Source organism: [Borrelia] tanukii, from assembly GCF_030439725.2.
GTDB lineage: Bacteria > Spirochaetota > Spirochaetia > Borreliales > Borreliaceae > Borreliella > Borreliella tanukii.
This window is the reverse complement of record NZ_CP124033.1, coordinates 1-23,557: the sequence shown is the minus strand read 5'-3', so window position 1 is coordinate 23,557 and position 23,557 is coordinate 1. Positions and strand designations below refer to the sequence as shown.

General features: G+C 27.7%; 28 protein-coding genes. 7 read left to right on the top strand and 21 right to left on the bottom strand.

What is annotated here, in order from left to right:
- Positions 1 to 212 precede the first annotated feature (212 nt).
- Positions 213 to 1,799 carry a peptide ABC transporter substrate-binding protein gene (locus QIA27_RS00340; protein ID WP_301353277.1) on the top strand — a complete coding sequence of 529 codons (1,587 nt, stop codon included), beginning with the start codon at positions 213 to 215 and terminating at the stop codon, positions 1,797 to 1,799.
- 147 nt (positions 1,800 to 1,946) lie between these two features.
- On the opposite strand, the gene QIA27_RS00335 is transcribed toward QIA27_RS00340, so the two are convergent.
- From QIA27_RS00335 to QIA27_RS00315, 5 genes are all read right to left on the bottom strand, one after another.
- Positions 1,947 to 2,414: a hypothetical protein gene (locus tag QIA27_RS00335; protein WP_363325345.1), complete on the bottom strand. Its 468-nt coding sequence runs from the start codon at positions 2,412 to 2,414 to the stop codon at positions 1,947 to 1,949.
- A gap of 262 nt (positions 2,415 to 2,676) precedes the next feature.
- The gene (locus tag QIA27_RS00330) at positions 2,677 to 2,871 is read right to left on the bottom strand and encodes a hypothetical protein (RefSeq protein WP_301353275.1); all 195 of its coding nucleotides are present in this window, start codon (positions 2,869 to 2,871) and stop codon (positions 2,677 to 2,679) included.
- A 136-nt stretch (positions 2,872 to 3,007) separates the two neighbouring features.
- Positions 3,008 to 3,448 carry a hypothetical protein gene (locus QIA27_RS00325; RefSeq protein ID WP_301403398.1) on the bottom strand — a complete coding sequence of 147 codons (441 nt, stop codon included), beginning with the start codon at positions 3,446 to 3,448 and terminating at the stop codon, positions 3,008 to 3,010.
- 293 nt (positions 3,449 to 3,741) lie between these two features.
- The gene (locus tag QIA27_RS00320) at positions 3,742 to 5,094 is read right to left on the bottom strand and encodes a PBSX family phage terminase large subunit (RefSeq protein ID WP_301403397.1); all 1,353 of its coding nucleotides are present in this window, start codon (positions 5,092 to 5,094) and stop codon (positions 3,742 to 3,744) included.
- Between the two features lie 3 nt (positions 5,095 to 5,097).
- Complete coding sequence (locus QIA27_RS00315) at positions 5,098 to 5,691, bottom strand: hypothetical protein (RefSeq protein WP_301403396.1); 594 nt, start codon at positions 5,689 to 5,691, stop codon at positions 5,098 to 5,100.
- Between the two features lie 133 nt (positions 5,692 to 5,824).
- Between QIA27_RS00315 and QIA27_RS00310 the strand changes: the two genes are divergently transcribed.
- From QIA27_RS00310 to dbpA, 3 genes are all read left to right on the top strand, one after another.
- Complete coding sequence (locus QIA27_RS00310; RefSeq protein WP_301403395.1) at positions 5,825 to 6,133, top strand: hypothetical protein; 309 nt, start codon at positions 5,825 to 5,827, stop codon at positions 6,131 to 6,133.
- 415 nt (positions 6,134 to 6,548) lie between these two features.
- On the top strand, positions 6,549 to 7,103 hold the full coding sequence (gene dbpB / locus QIA27_RS00305; protein ID WP_301403394.1) for a decorin-binding protein DbpB: 555 nt from the start codon (positions 6,549 to 6,551) through the stop codon (positions 7,101 to 7,103).
- A 121-nt stretch (positions 7,104 to 7,224) separates the two neighbouring features.
- A complete protein-coding gene (dbpA, locus tag QIA27_RS00300) occupies positions 7,225 to 7,746 on the top strand; it encodes a decorin-binding protein DbpA (RefSeq protein ID WP_301403393.1) in 522 nt (173 codons plus the stop codon).
- Between the two features lie 131 nt (positions 7,747 to 7,877).
- Here dbpA and QIA27_RS00295 read toward each other — a convergent pair whose 3' ends face one another.
- The 14 genes from QIA27_RS00295 to QIA27_RS00230 form a co-directional block, all read right to left on the bottom strand.
- Positions 7,878 to 8,309: a DUF261 domain-containing protein gene (locus QIA27_RS00295; RefSeq protein WP_301353267.1), complete on the bottom strand. Its 432-nt coding sequence runs from the start codon at positions 8,307 to 8,309 to the stop codon at positions 7,878 to 7,880.
- 671 nt (positions 8,310 to 8,980) lie between these two features.
- Complete coding sequence (locus QIA27_RS00290) at positions 8,981 to 9,526, bottom strand: chromosome replication/partitioning protein (protein WP_301353266.1); 546 nt, start codon at positions 9,524 to 9,526, stop codon at positions 8,981 to 8,983.
- 29 nt (positions 9,527 to 9,555) lie between these two features.
- Positions 9,556 to 10,308 (bottom strand): ParA family protein, encoded by a 753-nt coding sequence (locus tag QIA27_RS00285; RefSeq protein ID WP_301353265.1) that lies wholly within the window; start codon positions 10,306 to 10,308, stop codon positions 9,556 to 9,558.
- Positions 10,284 to 10,868, bottom strand: a complete 585-nt coding sequence (locus QIA27_RS00280) for a DUF226 domain-containing protein (RefSeq protein WP_301386134.1) — start codon at positions 10,866 to 10,868, stop codon at positions 10,284 to 10,286. The genes QIA27_RS00285 and QIA27_RS00280 overlap by 25 nt, the downstream gene beginning before the upstream one ends.
- A gap of 47 nt (positions 10,869 to 10,915) precedes the next feature.
- Positions 10,916 to 12,112 carry a plasmid maintenance protein gene (locus QIA27_RS00275; protein ID WP_301353263.1) on the bottom strand — a complete coding sequence of 399 codons (1,197 nt, stop codon included), beginning with the start codon at positions 12,110 to 12,112 and terminating at the stop codon, positions 10,916 to 10,918.
- Positions 12,113 to 12,674: 562 nt separating this feature from the next.
- Positions 12,675 to 13,568: an outer surface lipoprotein OspB gene (gene ospB / locus QIA27_RS00270; RefSeq protein ID WP_301403392.1), complete on the bottom strand. Its 894-nt coding sequence runs from the start codon at positions 13,566 to 13,568 to the stop codon at positions 12,675 to 12,677.
- 9 nt (positions 13,569 to 13,577) lie between these two features.
- Positions 13,578 to 14,399, bottom strand: coding sequence for an outer surface lipoprotein OspA (gene ospA, locus QIA27_RS00265; protein ID WP_301353261.1), 822 nt, complete (start codon positions 14,397 to 14,399; stop codon positions 13,578 to 13,580).
- Between the two features lie 201 nt (positions 14,400 to 14,600).
- Positions 14,601 to 14,966, bottom strand: a complete 366-nt coding sequence (locus QIA27_RS00260; RefSeq protein ID WP_301403391.1) for a BBA14 family lipoprotein — start codon at positions 14,964 to 14,966, stop codon at positions 14,601 to 14,603.
- A complete protein-coding gene (locus QIA27_RS00255; RefSeq protein WP_301353259.1) occupies positions 14,956 to 15,369 on the bottom strand; it encodes a BlyB family putative holin accessory protein in 414 nt (137 codons plus the stop codon). The genes QIA27_RS00260 and QIA27_RS00255 overlap by 11 nt, the downstream gene beginning before the upstream one ends.
- Positions 15,366 to 15,545 carry a BlyA family holin gene (locus tag QIA27_RS00250; protein ID WP_301353258.1) on the bottom strand — a complete coding sequence of 60 codons (180 nt, stop codon included), beginning with the start codon at positions 15,543 to 15,545 and terminating at the stop codon, positions 15,366 to 15,368. The genes QIA27_RS00255 and QIA27_RS00250 overlap by 4 nt, the downstream gene beginning before the upstream one ends.
- 23 nt (positions 15,546 to 15,568) lie before the next feature.
- Complete coding sequence (locus tag QIA27_RS00245; protein WP_301353257.1) at positions 15,569 to 16,603, bottom strand: DUF685 domain-containing protein; 1,035 nt, start codon at positions 16,601 to 16,603, stop codon at positions 15,569 to 15,571.
- Positions 16,604 to 16,669: 66 nt separating this feature from the next.
- Entirely contained in the window at positions 16,670 to 17,281 is a 612-nt protein-coding gene (locus QIA27_RS00240; protein ID WP_301403390.1) for a DUF735 family protein, read from the bottom strand.
- Between the two features lie 2 nt (positions 17,282 to 17,283).
- Positions 17,284 to 18,156 carry a DUF276 domain-containing protein gene (locus QIA27_RS00235; RefSeq protein WP_301386130.1) on the bottom strand — a complete coding sequence of 291 codons (873 nt, stop codon included), beginning with the start codon at positions 18,154 to 18,156 and terminating at the stop codon, positions 17,284 to 17,286.
- Positions 18,153 to 18,488, bottom strand: a complete 336-nt coding sequence (locus QIA27_RS00230) for a contractile injection system sheath initiator (RefSeq protein WP_301353254.1) — start codon at positions 18,486 to 18,488, stop codon at positions 18,153 to 18,155. Before QIA27_RS00230 ends, QIA27_RS00235 begins: the two co-directional genes overlap by 4 nt.
- A 171-nt stretch (positions 18,489 to 18,659) precedes the next feature.
- On the opposite strand from QIA27_RS00230, the gene QIA27_RS00225 reads away from it, so the two are divergent.
- The 3 genes from QIA27_RS00225 to QIA27_RS00215 all read left to right on the top strand — a co-directional run bounded on the left by QIA27_RS00225 (position 18,660) and on the right by QIA27_RS00215 (position 21,601).
- Positions 18,660 to 19,133: a BBA07 family lipoprotein gene (locus QIA27_RS00225; protein WP_301403389.1), complete on the top strand. Its 474-nt coding sequence runs from the start codon at positions 18,660 to 18,662 to the stop codon at positions 19,131 to 19,133.
- Positions 19,134 to 19,382: 249 nt separating this feature from the next.
- Positions 19,383 to 20,654 carry a hypothetical protein gene (locus QIA27_RS00220; protein WP_301353252.1) on the top strand — a complete coding sequence of 424 codons (1,272 nt, stop codon included), beginning with the start codon at positions 19,383 to 19,385 and terminating at the stop codon, positions 20,652 to 20,654.
- A gap of 98 nt (positions 20,655 to 20,752) precedes the next feature.
- Positions 20,753 to 21,601, top strand: coding sequence for a S2/P23 family protein (locus QIA27_RS00215; protein WP_301403388.1), 849 nt, complete (start codon positions 20,753 to 20,755; stop codon positions 21,599 to 21,601).
- A 91-nt stretch (positions 21,602 to 21,692) separates the two neighbouring features.
- Here QIA27_RS00215 and QIA27_RS00210 read toward each other — a convergent pair whose 3' ends face one another.
- Positions 21,693 to 22,211: a BBA03 family outer surface lipoprotein gene (locus tag QIA27_RS00210; protein ID WP_301403387.1), complete on the bottom strand. Its 519-nt coding sequence runs from the start codon at positions 22,209 to 22,211 to the stop codon at positions 21,693 to 21,695.
- Between the two features lie 282 nt (positions 22,212 to 22,493).
- Positions 22,494 to 22,979 (bottom strand): P13 family porin, encoded by a 486-nt coding sequence (locus QIA27_RS00205; protein ID WP_301403386.1) that lies wholly within the window; start codon positions 22,977 to 22,979, stop codon positions 22,494 to 22,496.
- Between the last annotated feature and the right edge of the window lie 578 nt (positions 22,980 to 23,557).

Here is a 23,557-nt window from a genome sequence, read left to right as displayed (position 1 = left end):
AATCTCAATAATAAAAATTAATATCTTATTGATCTTTCTTTGAATAGACAATATTTTCTGATTGCCATTTTTAATTTCAATTACATTTAAATTAATAAACAAGCAACAAGCCTTTTAAAGCTCAACAAAAGCATAAATTATATTTTTAAAAAAATATTGCAATATAATTTGCTATAAAACAAAAAGTTAATAAGATAGAGAGGAAATAAAACATGATAATAAAAAAAACATTATTTTTGATGCTGGTTATTTTAGTTGTAATATCGTGCACAATTTCTAAAGCAAAAGACGATCTTATCCTTGGAATTGGAATTGGAAACGAACCAACCTCACTTGATCCGCAGTTTTGCAGCGATAAATTGGGTCAGCTAATCATAAATGAACTATTTGTTGGACTTTTAAGAGGCGATCCCAAAACAGGTGGATACAGACCAGGTCTTGCAAAAAGTTGGGACATTTCTCACGACAACACTTGCTATACATTTCATTTAAGAGACGACATCTACTGGAGTGACGGCGTTAAAATCACAGCAGATACTATTAGAAGCTCATACATAATGGCCTTAGAAACTGAAGAGAATGTGCCAAATATTACCCTATTAGCATCAAAAATAAAAAATGCTAAAGAATTTCACACAACAAAATTAAATGTAGATGAAGTCGGAATACGGGTAATTAATGACAAAACCTTAGAAATAACTCTTTCCCACCCAACAATATATTTTCTTGATATGCTTACAAACCCAATATTTATACCTATTCCCACGCACATTGTTAAAAAGTTTGGAAATAAATGGACAAGCCCAGAAAACATCGTTACAAGCGGGCCTTTTAAGCTAAAAAGAAGAATCTTACACGAAGAAATATCTATTGAAAAGAATAAAAAATTTTATGATGCCAAAAACGTTGCTATTAATGAGATTACATTTGTTACTGTAAGCGATGCCCGCAGAATTTACAGCATGTACGAACATAACGAAATAGATGCCATTTTCAACAGCATCCCTTTAAACCTTATTAATGAGCTTATTTTAAGAGAAGATTTTTATTCAGCTGACACTAACCGAGTTGGTTTTTTTTCATTAAACACAACTGTTAAACCTCTTGACAACGTAAAAGTAAGAGAAGCATTATCTCTTGCAGTTGACAGAGAAACATTGACCTACAGAGTACTTGATAACAACTTTAAAGCATCAAGAAAAATAAGTCCCGCCCTTAACAATTATAATTATGGGAAAAAATTAAAACTATACAACCCACGAAAAGCAGAAAAACTTTTAGCCGAAGCTGGATATCCGGATGGGAAAAACTTTCCAACTCTTACAATACAATACAGTAATAATGATCTTGAAAAGGAAGTTGCCATTTTTATTCAAGGCCAATGGAAAAAAGTTTTAAATATTGACGTTGAAATTGAGCCTGTAACATGGAATAACCATATAGCAAACATTTTAAAAGGACAATATGAGCTCTCAATAAGGTCCTGGCAAGGAGATTATTTAGATCCCATGGCATACTTTGAAATATTTAAAGCCAAAAACTCACATCTTTCATCTTACGGATATTCAAATCCTGAACTTGACGAACTGCTTGGTAAATCTGAGCTTGAAGTGGATGAAAAAATCAGATTAGAGCTATTTAAAAAGATTGAAGAAATAATCATTGAAAAGGATCATCCAATAATTCCAATATACAGTATTGTGGGAAACTATCTTTTTAAAAATGATAAATGGACAGGGTGGAACACAAACAATTCAGAAAGATTTGCCTTGTCAGAAATAAAACCTTTAGAAGAATAAATAAATTTTTTATAAATAGAGTCAAAAATTAATGACTCTATTTATAAAGGTCTTTTTTAAAAAATATAAGTTAATACATGTTTATTGTTTACATTTGACCGGTTAAGCATAAGAAAAAATATGCAAACAAACGTAATAAATTAAAGCTTATTTTTGCATTAGTGCTAAAGAACTCTCTTTTAAAGAAGTTAAATCCTTTAAAACCTTATTAAAGTCAATGCTGTTACTAAGAATGTAACTACATATTTCTCTTAATTTTTCATCTATATCTGAATATTTTTGATTTAAAAGCCGTAATTCTGGCTGAGGATCAAGAACAGCATAATTACCTCCGCTTCGCATATTGAGCTCACTTAAACTATTGCTACTTTTTTCCACTAAACCATGCTGTATGTTTAAAATCTCCAACACTTTGTTTAAAAGATTAATTTTTTGTTCACTAAATTCACTAAAAAAATTGCTAACTTTAATCTCGCTATAATTAGAGATTCTAGAGCTTAGTCTATCAGTAAGACTTTTAAATTTTCTTTGAATTCTTAAAATAGCGCTTTCTCTTTCAGCTAAAGAAAGTTCAGCAAAATTTAAATCGTATTTATTAATATTGCTCTTTTTCATATTAGAAAAATCATTTAAATAACAAGAACTTACTACTATTACCAATACATACACATAAATATAAATATAAATATAAATTTATCTCTTCATGCATATTCTCCCCAATTAAAATTCAATTTACTTAAAAGCCACAAAATATTTTAAGCAGCTAAAAACATACATCTTTTACATAAATCCACCGATCAACTTAAATATATTGCTTAATATTAAAATTACTTTAAAATTCTTAATAAATTTAAAAGTTTAATTCTTTCTATTTAATTTAATGTCTTCTGTTTCTACGATATCGCTCTCTAGCTCTTAATTTAAGTTTTTCTCTGTTCTTTTGGTAATATTCTCTGTTGTAATTAGAGGCTCGCTCCTTATTTTCAGATAATAAATTCTTATTGTGCTTTTTATTAACAGAACTGCAACCAAAAAGGCACGTCAAAAAAAACACAAAAAAAGCCATTCTCATATTTCTCTCTCCTTGAAATATATTTGAATAGATAAAAAATACCTGACTGGTCTTTTTAAATTATCGAAATTATTAAATAATACATTTTAAAAATAAACTTCTTTAAATTTTCTTAAATCAAATACATTCTACACATTCACTTAGTAGTTTTAGGTTCAACAAAATTGTTAAATTCGTCTACTAATTTTTCAAACTCCTCTTGTGTGTAATTAAGCTCTTTTAATTTAGATTTAAAATCACTTTCTAAAGCGCTTTTATTTGCTGATTCTTTTTCTGCTTCTTTAGATTCTATGTATTTAAATCCAATTGAAAATACCTGCAAAACAACATCTCTTTTAGACTCGTCAAATTTCTTAAAATATTCATCAACTCTAGCTATTTTTTGAGAGTCACTACCAAGTTTGCTTTTAATAGTCTTTATAATTTCAGACTTTTGTTCATTTGTAAGTTTTGAACTTCTTTTTTCTTTGTCTTCAACCTCTGAACTTTTTTTGTCTCCAACACCCAAAAAGATACTACAGCTAAAAAGAAAAATTAAAGCTGAAAATAAATATATATAAAAAAATCTACTTCCCATGTTCGCTCCCTTAAAATAAAAATTCATAGAAGTTCAATTATAAATCATATCAATAGCATTTCCCAAGCAATTAAATTTAAAAATAATTTTTCAAAACTTTTAAAAGATTGAATATTGATCTTACATTTTTTAAAAAATTGCAATTTTTTAAAAAAAATTTTAATTGCTTTAAATTAATTTAATCCTAGTTTTTAAGGTAAAGTAAATTCTAATCAAAATCAGCACGAGAAATAAAAAATTTCTAACAGTTGCTAATCACAAGAGTGAATTGACTAATAAAAATTTAGATCAAATCATAAATATTTAAACTTACCAAAATGAAATAATTTTTCTTTATAATTTAGTGTTAAAAGAAGATAGGCATTTGCAAGAGAATCAAGCGCATCATCTTTTGTTTTACCGTCTCCTTTATAGCTGTAAATATCTGTTACTACATTTTTACTGATTATTTTTAAAAATTCTATTTTGCGGCTTTCAAACAAAGGAATAAGAGCACATATTCTTTTGAATTTATTGCTTAGGGGTTTTATTGGTGCAACTTTAAAATAGTTAGTACTTTTATTTCTTAGAAAAAGAATTGTTTTGGTTAAAATTCCATCTCCTTTAGTACTATCTCTCTCTTCAATATAAACAGTATTTACATTGAAATTTTCTATTAAAACTTGAATAGAGCCAAGCATTAAACTATCGCTTACTGGTTTTTGGTCTTGATAAATATATGCATAAAACTTCTCAAAAGTGCGCTCTAAAACACAAATAGCTGTATTGTCCCCACCTACTGAGAATGCAGGATCAATGTACATTATTGGACTTTTAAATTCATAATCTTGATTAAAAATCATTTCATTAAATAATGCAGATTCATTTAAAATCCATTCTCCATAAAGCACGCGGGCTTTATAGGCAGGAAAATGCTTGTAAAGCTTCTCTTGAGTTTCAATAAAATCTGCTGAATTTAAAGGGTTGTCATACGTTGTGAAATTATATGTTTTAAAAACATCTGTATTTTCAATATAGTCTGTTTTAAAATAATGCGCTGGGCTTTCTGGATTTGTATCAAAAATAATGATTGCCTTACCTTTTCTAAGCCTTTTTATTACTTCAAGCAAAGTTTCTCTGTGAATTACTGTTGCTTCATTTACATATATTATTGCGCTATTGCCTCCTCGAATCTTAGAAAAAGCATCTCTGTTTCTACCCCCGTAAATATTAAGCTCAAGTCCTGCTATTTTACAAAAAGATTCACCACCTTTCTTTTTCTGATAGTCAATTCCCAAAAACCCACAAATTTTTTCTATTTGCTTTATGGTATTTGTCATTAACAGGCCAATAGAATTGCCTATAATAAAATTATTAGTATCTTGCTCATAAAGGGATTTGTTTTCAATAAGCTTTTTAACAAGCAAATATGAGGCTAAAAACGTCTTACCGCTTGCAATCCCACCACTAAATATTACTTTTGAATAATCGTGACTTTCTATGTCAAACAGCACTTCTTTTTGCTTAGTAGTTAAATATTTGTTTTCAAAATCTTTAAAACAAATATTGGTTGATTTTGGCTTAATATAATCCAAAATGTTGATATTAAACTTATTTTTGAACTTTTTCTGAAGATTGAGAAATATTAAGGATCTTGAAAATTTCAATTTTTACTCCAATTTTAAATTCTTGCTACTTAAAACAGATTTAAGTTTAACAATAGTATCATAATCTTCTCTCATGCAAATATTAATAAGCTCTTTTTCAAGATTTTCTCTCTGTTTAATCTTAGCAGCAAGCTCAATTTCAAGGCTTTCATTCTCCTTTAAACCTCTTTTTTTGTTGGTGTCAATCTCGCTTTGAAGCTTGCTAATTTTTAAATCTAAGATTAATGCATCTTTTTTTATTGACAGCAAACTAAGATCTTTATATTTACGATGAGAATCAATAAAAGCACAAACTATCTCGTAAAATAATCTTTCGGTCTCGTTTTTAGCATTTTCTAGCTCACAAGCCTTTTTTGTGGCAAGTAATACTAAATTGTCAAAATTATCCTCATTAACCGGTACTTCAGAAATGCTCTCTAATGCCAAATCACTAGAAGAAGAGTTCTTTTTACAAAAAGAATCGTTGGATTTAAAATATTTGTTTCGGGCTTTTGCTACAAAAGATTCACTAACACCTAAAATTTGAGCAATGTCTAAATCTTTCAAACCTTTTTTAAATAAAAAAATATATTCTTCTTTTCTATTTTTAAATATCATTATTTTATTTTAATTAAGTTTTTTTAAAAACTCAAGAAAAATTAAATGGTTTTTATTGGGAATAATTAATTTAACGATATATATTTTTTAATTAGAATAAAATAAATAAAAATAAATGGTAAAGGAGAAAGAAATGTTTAAAATAAAATATATTTTGTTGCCAGCGCTAATATTATCCTGTAATATGGACAGCAGAGGATTTACTCAAGAGCAAGAAACAAGAATCAAAGAAATAGTTGTTATCGAACAAAATGAGGCATTAAAAAGCTTAATAGAAGCTGCTGGCAACAACACATCTAATGAAAGTTTACTAGACATAATAATTAAAGGAAAAAATAAAATAGTTTCTGGGGCACATAAGACAGGAAGGTTCTTTAAAGGCTTGAAAGATGCTGTTATGCCCTCTAAACCCGCTAATGCCACTCCCACTTCTACTCCCTAATTAAAAAATAGAATTCAAAATAGTCAAAAGAGAAGCCAATAAATTGCGGGAGCATGGCTTCTCTTTTATTTTTAAGACCTAAATTCTTTTAGATCTTTGATTTAATTTACAAAATAACCAATTGAAAATATTCTGGCAAACTGCTATTAAATCTTATAATCAAAAACTAGCTTGCAAAAGTTAGCTTATAATTCCAAACAATATTATTGCTATATTTGCATAAAACAAACTTATGCCCCAACAAAAATAAAATTCAAAACAATAACCTTTAAAATAAAAATTTTGCTTTAGTGTAAATCCAAAAATTATGTTAGCTTTGTTAGCTAATATGTTTTATTTTATTTCTAATAAACTGGGCTAAAATTTAGGTTTTAATTATTAATTATTTTTAATAGGAGGTAACAAAACAGAAAAAATGAAAAAACTTAATTTAACAATTTTGGCTTTGCTTGTTGCTCTGTTGATAGCCTGTAAGTTCGAACTAACTGGAGAAACAAAGATGGCTCTTGAATCGTCTTCTAGAGATGTAAAAGACAAAATTTTGCAACTAAAAAAAGAAGCCGCTTTAAAAGGTGTGAATTTTGAAGCTTTTACAGACAAAAAAACAGGCATTGTGGTGGCAGAACAACCCGAAATCATAAAAGACGCGAAAGTTCAGGCAATTAACGAAACAGAAAAGTTTCTTAATGTAATTGAACAAGAAGCTTTAAAGCTTAAAGAAAATGGAAATGGTGGTCAATTCTTGGCTATGTTTGACATAATGATTGAAGTTGTAGAATCATTAGAGGCAATTGGAATAAAAGGAGCAAAATACCCTGTTTCAAAGGAAGCTAAAAGCAATCCTATAAACACATTTGAAAGATTGCTTGAAGCCAAGGTGAAAATAAAAAATAAGCTAGAAGACATTAAGAAAAAACAAAAAATTGATAGTGAGGATAAAAAAAACAATAAAAGCAAAAAAAAGAAATAAATCTTAAAATATTGTAATTAGAATGGACTAAAAATGAAATTTTAGTTTGTCCTAATATTTACAATTTAATATTCATTTAATGCTTTTATTAAAATTTAAATTTAAATAAAAAGGATTTTGTATGAATAAATATAATAAAAATTTAATTAAACTTACTTTAATTGCTAGCCTGTTTGCAGCATGTGCTTTAACAGGAAAAGCTAGATTAGAATCATCAGTTCAAGACATTACAGATGAAATAGATAAGGCTGTAAAAGAGGCTAAACAAGAAGGCGCAAAACTAGATGCGATCACAGAGCAAAAAGCAGGTGTAGGGGTGGCGGGACCTAAAATAAAAGCCGCAAAAATACGCGTCATTGCATTAACACAAAAGTTCCTAAAAGAAATAGAAGAGGAAGCTATTAAGCTCAAAGGGAGTGAAGGTAGTGATGAATTATCATTCTCAGAAATGTATGAATTAATGTCTAGAACCGCAAAAAAAGTAGAAGAGATTGGGGTGCTAAATATGTCAGGAACGGTCAAAGAGGCAGCTGAAGCAACTCCTCCAACTACAGCTGAAGGAATACTTGAGATTGCAAAAGCAATTAAAGAAAAATTGGTCCGTATTGAAGTAAAGCAAAATAAAAATAATGCTACTACATAAGAACTGCTTTTAATACTCAGCTTAAAATAATTGCCAAACAACTTACAATGTTTTAGGTTGTTTGGCTTTACAGGCCTAATGTACTTTTAAAATGTATTTACCTTTCACAACAACTGATTAATTTATAATTTTCAAATAAAATAATTAAATATTCTTTTTGATATTATTTCAAATTTATTGCCCCTAGACTTTAAATCAAGACTATCGTAAAGCACCTTATTGTTATCCATTGCAATAAAATGGGTAAAGACTTGATTTTTCAACTTAATTTCTGTTATTTCAAACTCTCTGCCAGTTACGGGCAAATAAAGTGGACTTTCATATCTAACCTTAGAAAATATTTTATAAAAACTAAGAATTTTGCATGGATTTAAAATATAACAATCACTTCTAATGTAGCCTAACTGCAAAAACCTCTGGTAATTCGAATTAACGTCTTTTACTTTGAAATCAAAACCTGTCAAAACAAATATCCAATAGTGTAGAGATAAAAAATAACATCCAGACTTTTGAATGTCTTTTAAAAGCTCTTTATTGCTTTGTAATATTTTTTCAATAAACATTTTTAATTCTCCTAAAACTTTAACTTGGAGCAAAAAGCTTAAAACAAATTGTGGGTGTAATCACAATTTGTTTTTAATATATTTTAAATAAACAATTTTTAAATAAATAAACATGCCTGCTCCATTTTTATTTACAAGGAACACACATTTGAGATCTCTTATGAAGACATGCTCTTAGAATCTCTAAAACATTAACAATCCAGTATTTTGTTTTTACATTTTAATAGTCTAAGCATCAACAATAAATCTCAATTTAGAATCTAAAAGCTTAATAAGAAAATATTTGGTTTAAGAATAATCTTTAATATTGCTAAAACCAAGCCACTCAAACCCATTGTTTTTAATGGCAAAAGTTTTAATTAAAAATTTGTAGTACTCTTTCCTTTTAATCTTATTAAGCCTTTTCATCTTAACCCCTAATATAAGTTTTTACTAATATTATAGTATAAAAAAATTCATGTTTTGTAAATACTTTTTTAAATTTTTCTAAAATTGTTGTTTAAAAATAAAAGTTTTAAGTCAAAAATTAAAGGGTTTATTGGAATTTCTTTGCAAAGAATCCCCAATAAACCCTTTAAGGTAACAGGTCCTTATATTAAGAGCGACACATTGCGTGTCAGTCTGTACCTATAAAGTATACACTAACTTTTTAAGTTTTGCAAATAAATATTTCATTTTTGTTTGTTTCTTTTGGTCTCAAATTCTTCAATTATTTTTAATAAAAAATCTTTTTCCTCAAAAAAAATTTTTTCCAAAAGAAAGCTCGTAAGCTTAGCATTTTTTTTGTAAAAAGAATAAGATTCTTCCTTTTTGAGCTGAAATCTCAGTGGTTTTATTGGGTTTTGATTAGATCTTTTTAAACTTGGACCTTCTTTTGTTTTAAGCAAACAAATTGTCTCATTGATCCCGTTCCTAACCACATACTTCTCTTCAATCAAACCTTCTTCTATTGCTGTTGCAATTTTAAGATACTTATATGTTTGAGTTCGAGCAAGTCTATAGTCTTTTGCAAAATCATCAAAACTAGAATAATTGTCAAGTTTATAATATTCTTTATCTTTAATTTCTTTTAAAACCTTCATTGCTTCCAGTTTACAATAAATTTCTTTTTGAAAATTGATGTTTAATTTTTCTTTAAGCTTGTTGTAATGAATAAGTGCCTGTTCTTTTTCGTTAACACTCTCAGATAAATTCCTTTTATTTATCTTTATATCCACTTGTGCTCCTCCTTTACAATTGAGTACACTTAGTGTACGTAACCTGATTTATTCAAAAACACGTTTAGCGTGTTTTGGTACTCCATTATGTAATCCTTCGTCAAATCAAATCTGTCGTTTTTTGCTATTCTTTTATTCAAATCTTCTCTCTCAGATATTGTCCCTAAGAAATTGCTATTTTTCTCTAAAACCTTTAAAAGTTCTTTATGAGTGTTGTTTTTTTTAAATTTAGTATTGATTAAGTACATTGGCAAAGTTAATAACAATTTGTTCATAAAAAAAGTAAACAAATCTAAGCTTTCAACAGCCCATTTTTCTGCTGTTATTGGTATTATTATATAATCACTGCACACAAGAGCGTTCGTTAAAGTAAAATCTAAACTGGGATTTGTATCAAGTATTATATAATCATAATGATTGCTTAGTAACTTTAGCTGTTCTTTTAATTTAAATTCTTTGTACGGAATAGATTCTGAATTAAATTTATGTAGTGTTAAATAGCTCGGAATTAAGTCTAAATTCTCGTCAATCCTTATTAATGCATTATCTATGTGTAAATTTGATATTAGTACCTCGTATATATTTCTGTTTATTAGATCTACGTTGCTATCTTTAATTTTATTGAAAAAATAACTAGTTGTTGACGCTTGAGTATCAATATCTATTAAAAGAACTTTACATTTAATTGAAAGCAGTGTGGCAAAAATTAAACTTGTTGTACTCTTGCCAACGCCACCTTTTATGCTTGCAATGGTTATTACTTTTGTCTCTTTTTTATCCATTCAGGAATAATTCCCCCCTTTGATAATTTTTTGTCATAGAAAGTATAAAGCTCAGTTTCTAATTCTAAAATAATATTTAAAAGTGTGTTGTAATATGGACTGTCGACCCTGTCCTTTTTGAGTAAAATATGAAGACCGTTTAAATAACAAAAAACAGAACCTTTTTTAAACTTAAATTCAATATATTCACATTTTCGCAAAGTATAAGTTTCTTTTTTGTTGAAATTTTTTACAATAAAAGCTTTATCAAGCTTTCTTATTCCGTAATAAATTCCTAGAAATTTATCGTCTTCTCTTAAAGAGAATAAATGAAACATGCTTATTTCTTCTATGTTAAAGATTCCTCTTAAAGAAATGAAAAATTTAGTAGGTTCATTTTTGCTTATTCCAAATGTATAAAAGTCATTAAAGATTTTAGTATGGTATATTTTTCTACCTTTAACCTCCTCAATTTTAGAAAAGACGTTAGCCTTTTTTTCTTTTTTGAATTTTGTTTTATTGTCTGTGTTTAATTTTAATTCTTTTTGTTTTTGCTTTAATCGTTCAAGTAAAGCCGTCATTTTTTTCCTTTTTCCTTAATAGCAAAGCTAAACTATACATTTTCTTTTTAGCTCACTATTTTAATCAAATTATTATAGTAGGAATTGTCAAATACCTTGCTATATTTAAGATCAGGCTCATTCTCAATGAATTTCTTTAAAGTAGGAATTAGTTTATCATTATCTACTTTATGCCTTAACTGTTCTAATAATATACTAAAAATATTGTTTTTTATACTTTTTAGTTTTATCATTTCGTCTTGGATTTTAGCAGTCTCTGTTTTTGCTCTTTTTACCAACTTATCTAAATCTGGATATTTTTTATATTCTATTATGAAATGTGGTTTCATTTTGTAAATTTCATACGTTTTGTTAAAAAACTTTTCAAGATCTTCTTTTTTATATTGCTCATTTTCTAACTCTTTTATTTTTTCTTTAAGTATTTTTCTTAGAATTTCTGTTTTGTTTTTATGTTTTTTATCTTGTTCTTTGATTTTATTTATTAGCTTTCTGTATCCGTTGTTTTTGAAAAATTTACATAGGTATCCTGGGTTGTTTACGTTTTCTTTTATTGCAATTGATAGGTGCTTTTCGATGTTTTTGGGATCTATTTCTCTAAGATCGTTTTCAATGTGTTTTAAGTTTCTTAAATGGTATATTTTGATCTTGTTTGTTGTTTCTAAATCCATTATTAGAGCTGGAATTTCTGTTTTGAAGTTACATTTACTTAAATATTTTTTTAATATTTCGTTATTTTTTGTTTTTTTGAAATTTTTGTGTATATTTCTATATTCTTTATATTTATATATATTATTAGTATTATTTATACACTCCCATTTAACACTACCATTTATTTGATTGAATTTTTTTATTCTTTGCACAAATTCATTAATTTTATTATTTATTTTTTCTTTGAAGTATGTGTTAATTATTAAGTAGCATTTTTCTTTTTCATATTTTAGTTTATAATGGGTTTCGCTTCCAGAATTTTTTCCTAAATGTTTGCAGTAGTTTAGTGTGACTTTAAATTTTTTCTCTAGTATGTATAAATAGTTTTGCAGTGTTTTTAGTTTTATAGGTTTTTGTTTATTTCTTTCAAGGTTTTTATTTAGAAAATAAAGTATGTTTTTTTGTGTGTATTTTTTTAAATTTAAGTTTATAAAGTTGAGAGTAGAGATTAATACAATCAAGTTGTGTTGGAAGTTCTTTGTAGCTTTTTTTACCTTTTTTGTAGTGTTTGGTGATTTTTGATTTGGTGTTTTCAATTTTATACTCCTAATATAAGTAGTTTCTTTAATTCTAAATTAATTAATAGTACAGTTTCTTAAAAAAGTAAAGTATTTTTATATAAAAAATATAAAAAAAGTATATTTAATGCATATTTGTTAAATATACTTTACAAAAGTAAGTTTTTGTAATAAAATACAATAAATAATAGACTTATATTAAGAGTAAATTATTTTTACGCTTTAATTTTTATTTAAAATAGTGAGCTTATTAGCGATGGGTTTAATTTTTTAAGAATTGAGATTATGTTATTTGTTTATCCTTCATTCAAGATTTAGGCTTGAGTGGGGGAATTAGCCCCATTGGTTTTCTTAATTTTAGCCAGACTTTTAGTTTATTAAAGCTTTTTTATTTTGATTTTAAAGACTTAAATGGCCTGATTAGCGTATTATTTTTGGTTTTTCTTTTTACAAGAGAAAAAGTCCCCTAAGAGACTTTTTCTAGAAGTAACAAATTGAAAAATATATAAATTCAATTTTTAGATTGTAATAAACAATATCCCACAAAGGCATTAGCCAATGTAGGATGTTTACTTATATATTATTTTAAAGCGCCTTTAAGTCCTGCAAGATCCTTAATTTCACTTGGATTGCCTTCAAGCTTAGTGCCTGCTGTGTCATAGTTTTGTACTGTAATTGTACCATCGGTTAAGAACACTAAATCTTTAGTTTTTTTGCTATCAGCAGTAATTGTTAAGGTATTAGTACTTTCTTCCCATTTTGCTGTTTTTTTATCGCTACCAGATGCAGTATCATTCAAAAAGAGCTTTATTTTACCGTCTTTATCAATTTCTCTTGTTAATGTAACAGTACCTTCTGTGATTTTCAATGTTGTTTTTCCGCCTACAAGATTTCCTTCGAATTTAATACCATTTTTTAGAGTTTCAACTGCTTTTGTAGCATTTTCAGCATCAGTCATGCTTGTATATTCAAGTGTAGTGTCATTTGATCTTGTTAATTTTTTTGAGTCTAATTTGTTAGCTTTGAAATTTTCTTCTGTTAATGACCCATGTTTTTTAACAACTTTGCTTGAAACTTTTTTGTCGGCTGTATCAAATGTTTCCACAGTTACTGAATTTAGATCGTCAGAAACCAGTATTGTTATTTTACTCTTGTCAGCTTTTAAACCTTCAAGTTTTCCAGATCCATTGTTTTTATCAGAAGTTCCTTTAAGTTCAACCTGGTCAACTATTGCTCTTAAATCATATTTACCATCTTTATTTTTTTCTTTGCTTATAAAAATGGTATTTCCATTAAATAGAGACACTGAGTCTTCTGTTGATGTAGGAAGAACTTGTTTAGAATCTTTTGGTGCATCGCTGCTGGAATCTATAATTTCTTGATCATTGTGATTTTGAGTTTTTGGCTCAGCACCTTTTTGTGCACATGCTAGTAAAGTTAATACTAAAGCAAATCCTATTAAGTATTGTCTCATAAATTCTCCTTATTTTAAAGCGTTTTTAAGCTCATCAAGTGTTTTAATTTCAACTGCTGTACCTTCTAGCTTGGTGCCCGCAGAGTCATAGTTTTGTACTGTTATTGTGTCTTGTTTTGTAAATACAAGGTTTTTCTTGTTTTTGCTGTTAATAGCAATTGTTAAAGTTGAAGTATTTGAATCCCATTTTCCAGATTTTTTAGTAGAAGCATCACTGTTAGTATCAGCAATCTCAACGGTTACTTCTCCAGATTTTGCAATGTTCTTACTTAAAGTAACAGTTCCTTCTTTAACCATCAATGTTGCTTTTTCAGCAGCTAGAGTTCCTTCAAGAGTAAAGTCTTTTAAAACTTCTTTGGCTTTTCCGGTTCCATCGCTTTTTATTTCTGTGTATTCAAGTCTGGTTCCGTTTTCTCTTGTTAGTATTTTTTCATACAATTCACCTTTTTCATTGAATTTTTCTTCTGTTGATGACTTGTCTTTAGAATTTACTCTTTTTAACACTAATGTTTTGCCATCTTCTTTGAAAATTTCAAATGTGGTTTTACTTAGATCGTCAGAAATTGTTAATTTTACTTTATTTTTGTCAGCTTTTAAGCCTTCAAGTACCCCAGATCCATTGTTTTTATCAGAAGTTCCTTTCAGCTCAATTTTGTCTACTGTTGCTGTTAGACTGTATTTACCGTCTTTATCTTTTTCTTTGCTTACAAGAACTTTCATTTCGCCGGGTAGATCAACTGAATCGCTGTTCTTTTCGTCAAGGCTGCTAACATTTTGCTTACATGCTATTAAGGCTAATATTAGACCTATTCCCAATAAATATTTTTTCATAATATATTCTCCTTTTATATTATATTAATATAACTTAATACAAGTATAATTATAGTATAAGATCAATAAATAACAAATAGAAAATTAAAAAAAAATAAAATGATAATAACCTTTAATTGGTTAAAGAATTAATATGTACTTTTATTAAAATAAAAAGTCCCACAATTGGGACTTTAGGAGAAAAAGAAAAATTAAATGACTTTAAGGTATGTTTTTTGAGTATTTTTTGTAAATCTGTATTGCTATTGGTTTTATTTTGTCGATGTAATTTTTTAAATTAGTAATGTTTGTTTTGATTGATTTTAGATTTTGATCTTTTTCTAATTTACTGGTGTCAAAAAGCTTAAACTCAGGATAATTTTTGTTATTTACTTTTTGCTTAGTCTTTACAAGAAATGTTTGTAAGTACATAACATAGCTTGAAAGATGCGCTTCATATAAGCTTAAAGCCTTTAATGTTGATTCTTTTGGGTATGATGGTTCTTCTGGAAGGCTTGCTATTGTAGAGCATGAAAAGATTATAAGCGTGTTTAATAAAAATAAAAAAGGGTAAGTTTTAATTTTCAATTTTATCTCCTTTCAGGTCTTTGTTATTATAGCTTTTTGGTAAATCTTCTAGGGATCCTTTTATTTGTTCTTGGAGTGCTTTGGTTTTGATTGTCATTAGTTCATTTCTTTCTTCTCTTAAATTCTCAATAATACTTGCATCTCTATCGTCATTAATGCTTGATATAAGTTGAGTGATTTTATTATTAACATTTTCAATATCATTTAATATTTTTATTGATTCTTCCTTTTCAAGGGTGTCGATTTTATCTTTGTAGATACTCATTATTAGCTTGTAAAGATTAAGCCCCAAATATATTCCCTTTTCTACTTTAACTTCTGTTGGAGAATCACCGCTTTTTAGAAAATCATATAAATTATTTAAGGCTTCAACACCAGAATTGATATTTATTTTACTGTTCATTTTGGTTCCTTTTTATTTGTATTTTTTAAGAGCTTTTTTATAAGAAAGTTTAAATTTTCTCTAAACTGCGGCTTTATTGCTAAAATCGTTGGCAGTATTGCCAGAACAATAAATCCTCCTAATATAATGAGTTTTGTATTGTCAATTGTTGACAAAAAAATAAGTATTGTATCCATAAATATCTCCTTTTAATTTATTTTTATACTTTGTATAGTATTGGCATTGTTTGGTCTCTGCTTACGCTGCCTGACCCAACGAAGTACCAACCATTGTAGATTGGCGTTTTGAGTGTGGGTATGTTTTCTGAAGAAAATGAGGCTATTAGTATTTTGGCAGAGCTTTTTGCAAATTGAAGGTAAAATTGTTTATTGTGATCTTCTATTGAGCTTGAATGCCTAATTTCTGCGTCAATTTGCAAGTAAATGTAATTTTCTTTGTGTGATTCGTCTATTACAATTGATGTGCTGCTTTTGTTTTTAAGTACAATGGTTGTGGCTTTATTTTTATATTGAAATTCTAATATTGCATCATCATCAATTATTGTGTGTTGTCCCCCAAAGCCATGTGGTTTTCCTTGCCACCAAATGGGAGTGTCTACAATTTGTGGGATTCCGTTTTTATAACAGCTTACAAGTTGTTCATTTTTTGTATCAAAAGATTTTTTAGGTATTGATTTGAAAGAGTTTAGGAATGTATCTGTAAAATTATTTATTTGTAAATAGTTAATTAAGTCACTTTTGAGTTGATTAATCTCAGATTTTTCTGCAAGAACTTCTTTTAAGCTTTCAATTAAAATTTCAAATTGAATAAGTTCAAGATCTTTTGTGGTTGAGTTGTAAATTGAAATTTTATTTGAAGGTAGTTTTGTGTTTGTGTGCTTTAAGCTTGAAATAAACGTAGATTTAACTTTTCTAAAAACAGTGTCAAAATCTATGTTTTCAGGTGATGTACTTAGTTCTAAAAGCTTAGAGATTACTTTGATGTAAATGGTTTTTATATATTCTTTGTTTTCTAAAAGTTCCTTGCTAATTACGTCTTTTATTGCTTTTTTAAAGCATTGAAATTCACTGTTGTAAAAGGTATCGTTTTGTATTTGTTCTAGGAGATGTTTGTATGTGATTGCACAAGTATCTTCTACTATGTCATCAATAGGAATAAGATCGCTTTGATTAACTTTTGTTTTTCTGTTTAAATCCTTTATTTGTACGCTTTCTTGTTGTTCGCCGGTATTCATAAATTCTCCTTTTAAATTCTTTAATTTTAAATTGTTATTTAAGCTTTAGTAGACCAGAAAAATAATCTACTTTGCAAAATTTTTTATTCTTGTACTTTTTATTTCTATTTGTTCTTTGTCTATGATTTTTACTATCCTTCCTACGGGAATTAATATTTTAATAAACTCATATACTGAATTTTTGTAATCTTTGGGCATATAGTTAGAAACCAAAGATTTTTTTAATCCAATGTGTTTTGCAGTTATTTTTTTAAGTTTATTTTGATTTTTTGCAGCAATATTAAATTCAATTGGAGACTTAATGTTTCCAAGTAATTTTATTATTATTTCGCCTGGAGCGTCTTTGTTTGCGCTGACTTCTACATTTGCGTGTAAAAATGCCTTAAAGAGTACAATAAAGCTTTCATCGGTGCCAATAGATTTTATTGCAAAAATAATGGCGTCTAAAGAGTTAACAAGATTTTTATCTAGCTCTTTTTTAAAGTGAAATGCGTTAAATATTGAAAGCATTAGTAATGCAATATATTTAGAGTTAATGCTGTCTTTAACATTGATTGTTCTAAAGTTCTCAAGCAGTTCTTTTAGTTCTCTTAGTATCTCTTTTTTATAGTCAAGCTCATTGTAAATGAATTTTTCAATTTGAGTATTTTCTAAAAATTTTGGTATCTCTTTGTTCATTTTTATTCTCTGTTAATAAGCAGTCTTTTGTTTGTATCAAAAATAATAATTTCATTTTCTTTGGTGTTTTCGTCTTTATTAAATGTAAAATCACTATCACTAAGGTCTGTAATTTTTTTTGTGACATCACTTTTAATGCAAGTTCCGATTCTTAGCTCTTTTATGCCCCTGATAATGCTAACTGGCGCAAGAAAGTCTTGGTATCTAAGGGATGTGCCCATTTCAGTGTATTTTTCGGTTAATATTTTATTGTAAATGTCTCTGATTTGAGCATCTATTTCTTTATAAATTGCGTCTTTTGCTTCTGTTTTGTAGGTTGCTTTAAGATATGCATATTTTTTCTTGCCTAAGCTGAATTTGTATGTTTTTTTTTGATTGTGCTTGTTTAAAAACTCAATCTCAATATCACCTTTAAAAACAGTTCCGCTTGGCGCGGTATAGTATATTGCTTGCCAAATATTTTGCTTAGTCTCAATTTTAATTTGATTTTTTTCTTTGTCCGCAAAACAATCGTCTTGTAATATTAAGTAGAGGTTAATTGTTCCAGGCCCACTTAAAATATTTATGTGTTTAACCCCTTCAACATTTAGCAGAGCCTTTCTTATTGCTTCGTAGGTTGAGCTTTTGGGTGTGCTTAAGTCTTCTTTGAGTGCATTAAAATAGCTTCCATTTTCTTTTATTTTGGCAAAAAGCTCTTTTAAGGCTTCTGATATTTGTTTGTCAATGCTTGAGCTTGGAAAGTTTATTATGTCGTAAATTGAATTGTCTTTAATGTTTATGCCGTATTTTGTTCTCAAAATATGTTTTTTTTCAGTTTGAATTTCTTCTATTGTTTTTTCCAATATTCCTAAGTTTTTATCAAAAATTATACTCATATTTTAAAATCCATTTTTAAAGTGTCTTTTCCCAAAAAGAAAAATTTTATTGTTATTGTTTTGTTTTTAATGCTTGGCTTTACGTTAATAAGATCTATTTTAAGTTCTTTTGAAAGGTTTAAAAAAAAATTTTTAATAGATTCTAGTTTATTGGCTTTGCAAAGCTTAAAGTAAAAGTTAAAGTCAAACCCATAATTTGGATTTTCTTGCAAGCTGCCTTTTGGTGTCTTAAGATAAAAGAATAAACGTTGTTTTTGTTCTTCAATGTTTTCTATTAATTTAAGATCGTTGTTAAATACTATATTAAATTTCTCGTCAATTTTAATTTCCATTTTTTAACTACCAAGGTCATTCTAGCATATTTTATTCGATATTTCTATAAAGTTTTACAAAATGTTTATTATTTTAAATGTTGAGATATATTATAATTTATATTTTTTTAAAAAAAAGTTCATTTAATTTTTAAATTTAAATATTTGTGTAATCACAGTGTGGGAGACGGTATGAGAAATATTTTATTATTTATTGTTTTGTTGTTCTTTTCTTGTAAAGAATTTAATTATTCTGATATTAGGAGAAGGTCTTCAAAGTTGTTAAATTCTTCTAATGGTTCATTAAGTGGAGCGCCTAAAATGTCTTTTGTAGATTCTTTAAATGATGACCAAAAAGAAGCTTTGTTTTTTCTTGAGCAGGTGGTTCTTGATAGTAGTCCTGACAAGTTTAACCAAATTTTTAATTTAAATGAAGACAAAGTAAAAGAAATGCTTGCTACTGTTGTTAAGTGTTTAAAAGCCAAAAGAAAGGCCAAAATGGCTCTTGAGCGTTCAAATGATGTAAATGTTGCTAATGCCAAGCAGCAATTGTTACAGGTTGAAAAAGCTTACATAGACAATTTGAGACAATCTTTTACGACGACTAAGAACATTGAAGAGGCTTGTAATCTTGTGAAAAACTATGATGCATCCGCTTCATTTTAACTTTTTTGTATTAGCGAATTGCTTGATTAGCTCTTCTTTAGAAGAGTTAATCTTTCTGTTTATATTTGTTTTTGGCTGTTTTGTTGTAAATGTATGGCTTTGTTAGCACTATCTTAAAAGGTAATTATGGAAACAATTTTAGGTCTAATTCCTTTTATGGTAAGAATTAAAGTGGAGCATACATTTAGTGTATATAAAGTGAGATATATTTTATTTAAACCTATAATTAAATAGAGGAAATTTAATTTTATGAATAAAATAGAAATTGCAGCTGTGATTAACTTGTTATTGTTTTTTAGTTGTAATAGTAAATCTTTAGAAGAAGATTTAAAAATTCCTATTCCCAATAATAAACAAAATTTAATCAGCAATCAAAAAAAATCTTTAGAGTCTAAAAGTAATAAGCTTAAAGATTCCAATTTGGGCAATTTTGAAAGCAAAAAGAATGGTCAAGCAAACTCCAGAGAATTTAAAGACTTTAAAAATGATTTACAAATTTTGGAAAATTCTAAAAATTTAATGTCGGCAGACTCAGATCATGAAAGTCACGATTTAAATATTAGTAATTTGGCCAGTTTAGAGGATTCTGGATCTGTGCAAAAAACGCCTTCAAATCGTAATATTGGTAAGTCAAAACACAGTAAAGCTTTGCTGAAAAATGCTAATGATGGGATTTGGATTCCCAATTTAAACTTGGAAGAAGACAAAAATTTTGAGTTTTTCAAGAAATCTTTGCAAAACGATGAACATAGATATACTCTTGGTGGATGGCTTTTAAACAATGATGAAATGTTAGAAAAGTATAAGTACAGCGAAAAAGATGTTAATCAGTTTTTGATTGATATAGGGAAAAAGCGGTGGGGAGATTTATCTTCTAAAATAAGTGTTTTAGTGCGATTGATTGGAAATTATTCTGATAAAAGTGATAGAGAAGATGAAACTTCTCTTTTAGAAATGAATTTGTGTCAACAATTTTATCTAACCAAAATTAATGCTGGTGGTTCAAATGCAGACATTCTTGTTGCTCTTGAAAAAACAATTGATCAACAAATTAGTAGTGTTAGTAAAGAGCTTCTTGAATTAAAAAATTTTTCTCTTGCTACAAAGTCAGAACTTGATTGGTATTTAAATTGGAATCGCAGCTTAACAGACGAAGAAGAAGAGACGTTGCGAGTTTGCGGGGTTTTGTTATACGGAGAATTTGATTTTGATAATCTTGACGATTTGTTTAAAAAACTTGGGAAGGAATATTCTAGGTTGATATTGAGAAAGCTAGAAGAAATAACATCAAATTATGATGTTAAGGGGTTTTTAAAAGAAATGGATAAATCACGCAAACCTTTCAAGCAAGCATTAGGCTCTATTGGAAATAAAAACAGAAGAATATTGATTCTTAAAGTTAGAAATACTCTTTTGGAAATTTTTAAACTTTATTATACCAATATTGGCAAGAATAAGAAACTTTATGATTATATAAATCGCATTTTAAACAGTTTGAAAAAAGAGATTACCAGGCGTTAAGTTTTTTATTTTGCTTTTTTTGTTAATTGATCTAAATTTGCTTCTAATAATATAATTAAAATTTTTAAATTATATGGAGATTTTTAAGGGGGAGCGTTTTGAAAAGATTCATTGTATTCATTGTAGTTTTAATTCTTGGTTGTCATTTAGATAATAATTCAAAAATGGAGAAAAAGGATAGTGGACTTGTTGGAGAAAATGCATCAGATAAACTAGGTCAAAAAAAAGGAACTTTAGGTTCAATGAATTTTGGATCATTCTCGGGCGATTCTGGTTTGGCTTCTGATTTTCAAAATTATGGGACTTTAAAAGCGCTTGATAATAAAAATAAATTTATTGATTACACCCAAATAGAGTTTTTAGAAGGAACAAAAGCAATCACCGCGTTGATTTGGCCGATATATGTTCGTTGGATGAAAATTAAAGCCAGAAATTTGTGTAATGAGCATGGAAATTGTATTGAAGAGCTTAAGGGCATTAAGTATTCTTATCTTGTTTCTCCTGTTGATGGGAGTTACATTTCTTATGCCATGCCGTTAATAATCTTTGAGACCACTAGTGAAAGTGATCCGGTTTATTCTGTTTCTGGATTTAAATTGATAAGCAAAGGAAGCGATATAAATTTTAATGAAAATAAAGGGGGGCTTTTAGGGGGAGGAGTGCCAATGTCTGAAAAATCAGTTGAATCTGGGCTTGTAACCGCATATCCTTTTGGCGCTAGTGATGCTGAAAAAGTAGTTAAGGCTTTTACTGATCTTTATAGTGATGGAATTTGGAGGGATATGCTTGCGGAGATTACCATTAAGTTTAAGCAATATCCACAAAATAAAAAAGTTTACAAAATTTCGCTTGATTCTAAGCTTTTTAATGTTGCTATGAAAAAAATAATTGAAAAATATCCTAAAATAAAAAGCGCAAGCTGCTCATTTAATTCGCTGATTAACTAAAAAGTTGCTTTAAAAGCTAGCAGTTTTTAACCACTAGCTTTTAACACTAGTTTTTTGTTTTTTTAAAATTAATTAATTTCAGATTTGTTGATTATATAGCGTCTTTAAGGGTATTAAATGTGGCTTTGGAATCTGCTTGACTGAAAATTCCGTCGAATCCACTAGCAAGTACGGTTTTGTAAGTATCTAACTTTTCAGGATCTTTTTCTTTTGCATCTTTATTTTCTTTAATTTTTGCAAGCATTTCTTTTATTTCATCTTCTTTTAGGTCTGATAGAAATTTGTGCATAGTCTCTTCTATTTTGCTTTCATCTGTGCCAGTATTTTTAAAGTGTAAGCCAATATTTGGGTCTACTAGTTTTTCTTTTAATAAGCTTGTCAAAAATGTTAGTGTTTCTTTTTCATCATAGTTTAAATTTAATTTGCTTATTAATTTTTCTAAAGGTGTTGTTTTGCTAAATTCAATTCTATTGTCATCAACTAGATTTGATTTAGATTGTAATTTTTGAGATTCTTCATCCAGATCATTATTTAACTCGGCAGTATTAGTTTTTTTTGTACAATTAAACATAAATACTAATATGGTAAATACAATAATCGTTTTTTTCAAAATAGTCTCCTTAAAAGTAGTTTTAATCAATAATAAGTAATTATATCATTTTAAGATAATGTTTAGAACATTTTAATTAATAATTGTTATTATTAATTGTTAAAAATATTGTATAAGTTTTAATATTTTAAAAGTTTTTGTATTTAAGTGTTTAAATAATATTCTGAATTTAATTGATAAACCTAAGAAGAGAGTATTTACGCAAATGCTTTATTCTTAGGTAAATTAATTTTTAATATTAGATTGTAAAAAATTATTGTCTTACATTTATTTAACAATTATTTAATAATTTTTTTTAAAGGACAGTTGGAATCCGTTTGTTCCAATATCAAAATTGGGTTCAAAACCCGCAAGTTCAGTGCTTAGTCTTTTTTTAAGATTTTCATTGTACCAATTTGCAAATGTGAATGGAATAATAAGTGAAGTTGCATAGGAGGCTACAATCATACCTGCTCCTACTCCTATTAGTATGGATCCGGTTAATTGTGTTTCTCGAGCGTTAAGAATAATTCCAGTTCCACAAATGATTGCTCCTAGCAAATTAAATCCAAGTACTGAGCCACCACCAATATAATCTCCTTGGACAAAGGATCCTATTCCAAAGGGCAAAAATAAATTCAAAAGGAATGGTCCAATTGGATTTTTTTTGTCGTTATCATATTTATTGAAACTCTCAATACCTTTTTGAATTCTATCTTGCTTATTGTTTGTAGCAAAGATTTGAATTGTCAAACCAAAAATTAATATTAATGTGAAAATTTTTTTCATATTATTATTGCCTCCTCTCTTAATAGTAAGTTTTGACAAGTAAAATATTAGCGCAATTTATAATAAATTAATATCAGCTTGCTGTAAATAAAAAAAGTTATAATTTGTAAAAATTAAATTTTTAAGTTGTATCTATTAGAAGGTTTTTAATCCCGTAGCAATAGATTTTTTAAAACTTTCCAAATGAAGGCGGTGTAGTATACCATATGATTTAGTAATTAAAAACATTTTTTAATCTTTTGCATTTATTAATTTATTAATAAAGTTTGAATAATATTTTGCTGGGAATTTTCAAGATCAATACCTTTCCTTTGTGAATTATTATGAAAATTTATTAAACGAACTTGATTAAGTAAAACTTTTTTTAAAAAAAATTAAAAGAAAGAATTAAAGCTTTAGACATTTTGTTATGTGGTTATTAATAAAAATTGTTGTAGGTCGCGTGATTTCAAGTTCATGGTAGGGCTGCTAATTTTCTTGAAGTTAGAATTTTTTATATTTACATTTTGTAGTAATGTTGTTGTTTTGCAAGTTAAAAAGAGGTTATTTATGCTTTTTATACTAAAAGCATATAAATT